The 4,463-nt window shown below is 37.3% G+C and carries 4 protein-coding genes, 2 pseudogenes and 1 riboswitch; of the genes and pseudogenes, 4 read left to right on the top strand and 2 right to left on the bottom strand.

Features of this window, described 5'->3' with window-relative positions:
- Nucleotides 1-564 precede the first annotated feature (564 nt).
- Nucleotides 565-644: riboswitch (cyclic di-GMP riboswitch) on the top strand.
- Between the two features lie 83 nt (nucleotides 645-727).
- The 4 genes and pseudogenes from R1Y93_RS12280 to R1Y93_RS12265 all read left to right on the top strand — a co-directional run bounded on the left by R1Y93_RS12280 (nucleotide 728) and on the right by R1Y93_RS12265 (nucleotide 4,050).
- Entirely contained in the window at nucleotides 728-1,360 is a 633-nt protein-coding gene (locus R1Y93_RS12280) for a hypothetical protein (RefSeq protein ID WP_500823024.1), read from the top strand.
- Nucleotides 1,361-1,578: 218 nt separating this feature from the next.
- On the top strand, nucleotides 1,579-1,935 hold the full coding sequence (locus R1Y93_RS12275) for a DeoR/GlpR family DNA-binding transcription regulator (protein WP_500823023.1): 357 nt from the start codon (nucleotides 1,579-1,581) through the stop codon (nucleotides 1,933-1,935).
- Nucleotides 1,936-1,997: 62 nt separating this feature from the next.
- On the top strand, nucleotides 1,998-3,500 hold the full coding sequence (locus R1Y93_RS12270; RefSeq protein ID WP_500823022.1) for a DUF6273 domain-containing protein: 1,503 nt from the start codon (nucleotides 1,998-2,000) through the stop codon (nucleotides 3,498-3,500).
- 205 nt (nucleotides 3,501-3,705) lie between these two features.
- Nucleotides 3,706-4,050 (top strand): annotated as a pseudogene (locus R1Y93_RS12265) (DUF1016 N-terminal domain-containing protein).
- A gap of 56 nt (nucleotides 4,051-4,106) precedes the next feature.
- On the opposite strand, the pseudogene R1Y93_RS12260 reads toward R1Y93_RS12265, so the two are convergent.
- Together R1Y93_RS12260 and R1Y93_RS12255 are read right to left on the bottom strand one after the other, a co-directional pair.
- A pseudogene (locus R1Y93_RS12260) lies at nucleotides 4,107-4,208 on the bottom strand (AAA family ATPase); the annotation flags it as partial.
- A gap of 60 nt (nucleotides 4,209-4,268) precedes the next feature.
- A partial coding sequence (locus R1Y93_RS12255; RefSeq protein WP_500823021.1) for a hypothetical protein occupies nucleotides 4,269-4,463 on the bottom strand: 195 nt, incomplete at its 5' end.

The following is a 4,463-nucleotide window of genomic DNA, read 5'->3' as shown; positions in this document are numbered from 1 at the left end:
ATATTAGATGTCACCTATTAGAAACATTTGTATTGATTATATTCAGATTTAGTGCTATTATTGTGACTAGATAGAAACAATATGCTAAAAAAGGATTTGAGGAAGGAGAAATTTTTATGGCAGGTAATAATAATAACGGATTAAGTTTTTTGGGTGTTGTTGGAGCTGTACTGTTAGCATTGATCATTTTCTCAATTGATGGCTAATGAAAAAGAATTATGGAATCATGTTAATAACTTTGACTACAGTATTGCTAAATAAATATTTAAAAAGTTATATTTCAATGCCGTGGCTTAAATGGTTTATGACATGTTATTTTAATGATTTGGTAGGTGGGATTACCTTCATAGCATATTGTAATAGTGTTTTTTATTATTATAAAGGTATGCTATATAAGTTATGGAGAATAGAACTACTTCTATTTTTGTGTGGAATCTTTTGGGAATATATTACACCTTTATTTAGAACAGATACGATATCGGATCCATATGACATAATGGCTTATATGTGTGGCGGTTTTATTTATTGGATAATAATGTTTGGCTATAAGAAAATTAAAAACAAAAGAATACACGGCATAGTCGGAGAAATCCGGTGACGCAAAATACAGGGTCTAAGCATATGTATGACAGCCAGTTGCAATTTTACATGATAAGAGAGCATTGCTTTTCTAGTTACAAGGAATTGTAATGCTTTTTTATATTACTTAGTACGGAGGAAGAAGAATATGAAGATGAAAACTATATTGGCGCTTTTAATATGTGGTGTAGTTACAATGAGCGTTCCGATGGATGCATTAGCCGCTAGCGAGGTGCAGAAAGAAGAAAGCACAGAAAATGTTGATGAAGTAGCTTATGACTTTAAAACTTTTAATTGGGGTGATAGTCAGAAGAAGGTCGAGGAAGTTGAGGGAGAACCTTTTTTAGAAGATGACATGACAGCACAGGATGCTCATTATGTTGCTTATAAAACTACTGTTGCAGGAAAAGATGCTGTATTGGCTTATTATTTTTGCAATGAGGGTTTATTTTGTACAAGGTATATTTTGTCCGAAGAACATAGTAATGAAAATTTGTTTATTGATGACTATGAAGATATCCGGGAAGCCCTCACTAAGAAATATGATGAACCGGATTACGATTTTGAAAATTGGTCTGATAATGGAAAAAAATCATATTATGCGGATAGAAAAGGAACTGCATTGGAATATGGATATCTTGATTATCTTACAGCATGGCAGCTGGAAAGAACATATATTTCCATGGAAATGTCTGCGGATAACTACAACATTTCAACCACTATCGATTTTAGAAGTAATGATATAGACGCTGGAGAAGTTGACTATTCAGATGATTTTTAAAGCAATTGAAAGAGCAGCAAGATAATGGCGATTAACTTTGCGAATCAGTTGCAATTGAACGTGAAGAGTATTACTTAAATCATTGGGAGCTTTATCACAATATCATTATGCAAAATGAATATTACTACAAAATATGAAATTTTCAAGGTACTAAGGGTAAAAAAATATAGTAGAACTTTAGTTTTGACCCCAACATCATTTGATTCAGAAAAATAGAATTGTTTGTCATCGGAGGAAGTTATATTCCAAAGTACAATCTGACAGCAGGCCCACTGGCACTTGCAGAAATCAGCAGATTTAATTTTGATTTTGCATTTCCCAGCTGTCTGGGCGCAGATATAGATTGCAAACTGATCTACACAGCAGAAGTGGAAACTATGGCAGTGAAAGAAGCGGCAATGAAATTAGCTGTGAAAAACATTCTTCTTATGGATGCATCCAAATTGTATATCAAAGCTTTTTGCAGTCTGATCTCTTTGACTTCTTTTGATACGGTAATCTGCAACAGAACAGATTATATTAATAAAGACGATCTGCCAAGAAACTTTATCTTAGTTGACAAAAACATCCGTTAAGAGCAGTTTGATAATTGGTGCAAATTATATTTCATACATGAAAAAGTGCTGGTGGTTACAGAGTGAATGGAAATGAAAAGGCTGCAGAAATGGGAGGAAGGAAAATAGTGGAAGAACAGAAGACTACAGAAAAGTCAAAGCAGTGGAGAAATGCAAAAGGCCGAAAATGGATCCTTGGTGTAGCGAGTGTGGTAATCATTGCATGTGCAGTTGTTACTGTGAAGGTAGTGATCCCATCACAAAAATATGACCAGGCGGAAGTTTTGCTGAAGGAAGGAAAGTATATAGAAGCGGCAGAAGCATTTGAGGCGCTGGGAAGTTATTTGGACAGTGCAGACCAGGCAGGTGCGGCTAGACAAAAGGCAGCATATGTGAATGCTGAGAAAAGTTTCAAGAATGAGGACTATGAAGATGCAGGCGCAGCTTTTTCTGAACTTGGAGATTATGAAGATGCTGCAAAAAGAAGCAAAGAAAGCTATTACAAACTGGCAATTTCCCAGATGGAATCTCAGGATTATGAAGAGGCATCTGATAATTTTACGCTGGCTGATGGATATGAGGATGCAGAAGCGCAGAATCAGGAATGCCAGTATCAGATGGGAATGCTATATTTTGCAGAAAAAAGATATACAGAAGCGGAAGCTTTGTTTGAAAAGTTGAATGATTACAAAGACAGCCAGATACAGCTGGAAAATTGTCAGTCCATAAAAACACTGAGTGATAAGTTGAGTGGGATAGAGGCAGGTGACGAAGTTTCTTTTGGCACCTATGAACAGGATAATCACACGGAGAATGGAAAAGAAGAAATTATCTGGGAATACATTGAAAGAGATGGAGATAAGATCCTTCTTTTGAGCAAAAATGCGCTGGATCTGATGGTATACAATGAAGAGAGAAAAGAAATAAACTGGGAGGATTGTACACTCAGAAAATGGCTGAATGAAACGTTCTATAATGAGGCATTCAGTGATACGGAGAAAATGTGTATTGTTCCTGCAGATCTCACGTCAGCAGTGCGCAGTATGAGTAATGGTGAACAGAAGGTCTCAGAGGTGGAAACGCAGGATAAGGTTTTTGTATTAGGCTATGAGGATGTCTGGACTTATGCTGATGCGTTGAGAGAACAGACCATGTCGGTTACGGATTATGCCATAGACAAGGTTCAGAAAGAATTCCCGGATATGACGGCAGAAGAGCTGAAAGATCAGGCCAGAGTATGGATGCGGGATTCTTATATCGGAGAACCAGGAGCAGTGGGGTGGAATGGAAGAACCGATGGAAGCTTTAACTGGAACTATGTAGATGTAAAGGCTTTTACTGTGCGCCCGGCGATCTGGGTGGAAGTAAGTAGTACATCTGGTGGTTCCACAAATAGTACGTCAGGAGGTTCCTACAGTTCTTCAAACAGAAACAAAGAAAATAAGTGCCGCTTTATGGAGAATGGAAAAGAAGTGTGTGATAATCCATGCGCGTCTGGCTCTAATTTCTGCGATTACCATACACAATATCTTTATGAAATATATCATAATGTGAAGGAAAGGTATGAAAGTCTCACAGGTGACTGAAAATCCTGTTTACTTTATCCCGTTTGTTGCACAAGACCTTGCAGACGGAACAATGAAAATATAAAACGATAAGCATACATGGGGGTTAAAAGTAAATGGGTAAAGAGATTCTACCTGGAAAGGGGCATGAAATTTGAGTGATTTGACACATACTAATTCTATGATGAATGAAATCAGAGAATTAATATTACAGGCATGTTAGCACATGTCGGTACAAGTAAATACAGAATTATTATCTACTTATTGGAAGGTAGGAAAAATTATTGTTGAGCATGAACAGGAAAATAAAGAGCGGGCAGATTACGGAAAGCAGACTTTAAAGCAGCTGTCGAAAGAATTAACAAAATAATTTGGAAAGGGATTTTCTGTTTCTAATCTTCAATTTATGAGACAGTTCTATCAGAACTATCAAATGCAACAGACAGTGTCTGTTAAATTGTTATGGTCGCATTATTGCGAACTGTTGACGATTTCAGCCCCGGATAAGGAACAGTTAATTGCACAGGTAGAAGCAGTCTTAAATGAATGGCATAAGCTGGAAAAAGAGTAATAAAAGAAAAGACGGACGCGGGTACATGATTTCCGGTTCACCACGAACTTTAACTCAGCGTTCCTGATCAGCCTTTTCAGACGGCTGTTTGTACGGGATGTATATTCGATATCAACGATCATCCCAAACCGGTCTTCAAAAGGGGATCTCCGAGACTTTTTTTTCACAGTCTCGAATATTGAAAATTCTTTCTTTGGGTGATTACTCATCCCAGAAGGTTATCTCTGATAATCGGGATAATTGAAAAGTTTTTGATTATTGCTTGATATCATCGAAGGGGCTGTCGGGAAATAGACAGTTCTAAGAGAGGGAGGGTGTGACTCATACCAAGTCACACCCTCCCCAAATTGTATGGCAGAAAAATAAACCACCTGCTCGGCAGGTGGAGGGAGTAGCTTTAGCTTCAAGTAAAA

This window comes from Blautia sp. HA3515 (genome assembly GCF_059933065.1).
Note: the sequence above shows the minus strand (reverse complement) of the source record. Positions and strands in the feature narration are given on the sequence as shown.

Bases quoted from the DNA above. Each gene is read 5' to 3' on its own strand.
- R1Y93_RS12280 (WP_500823024.1), top strand. From the start codon at position 728: ATGAAGATGAAAACTATATTGGCGCTTTTAATATGTGGTGTAGTTACA.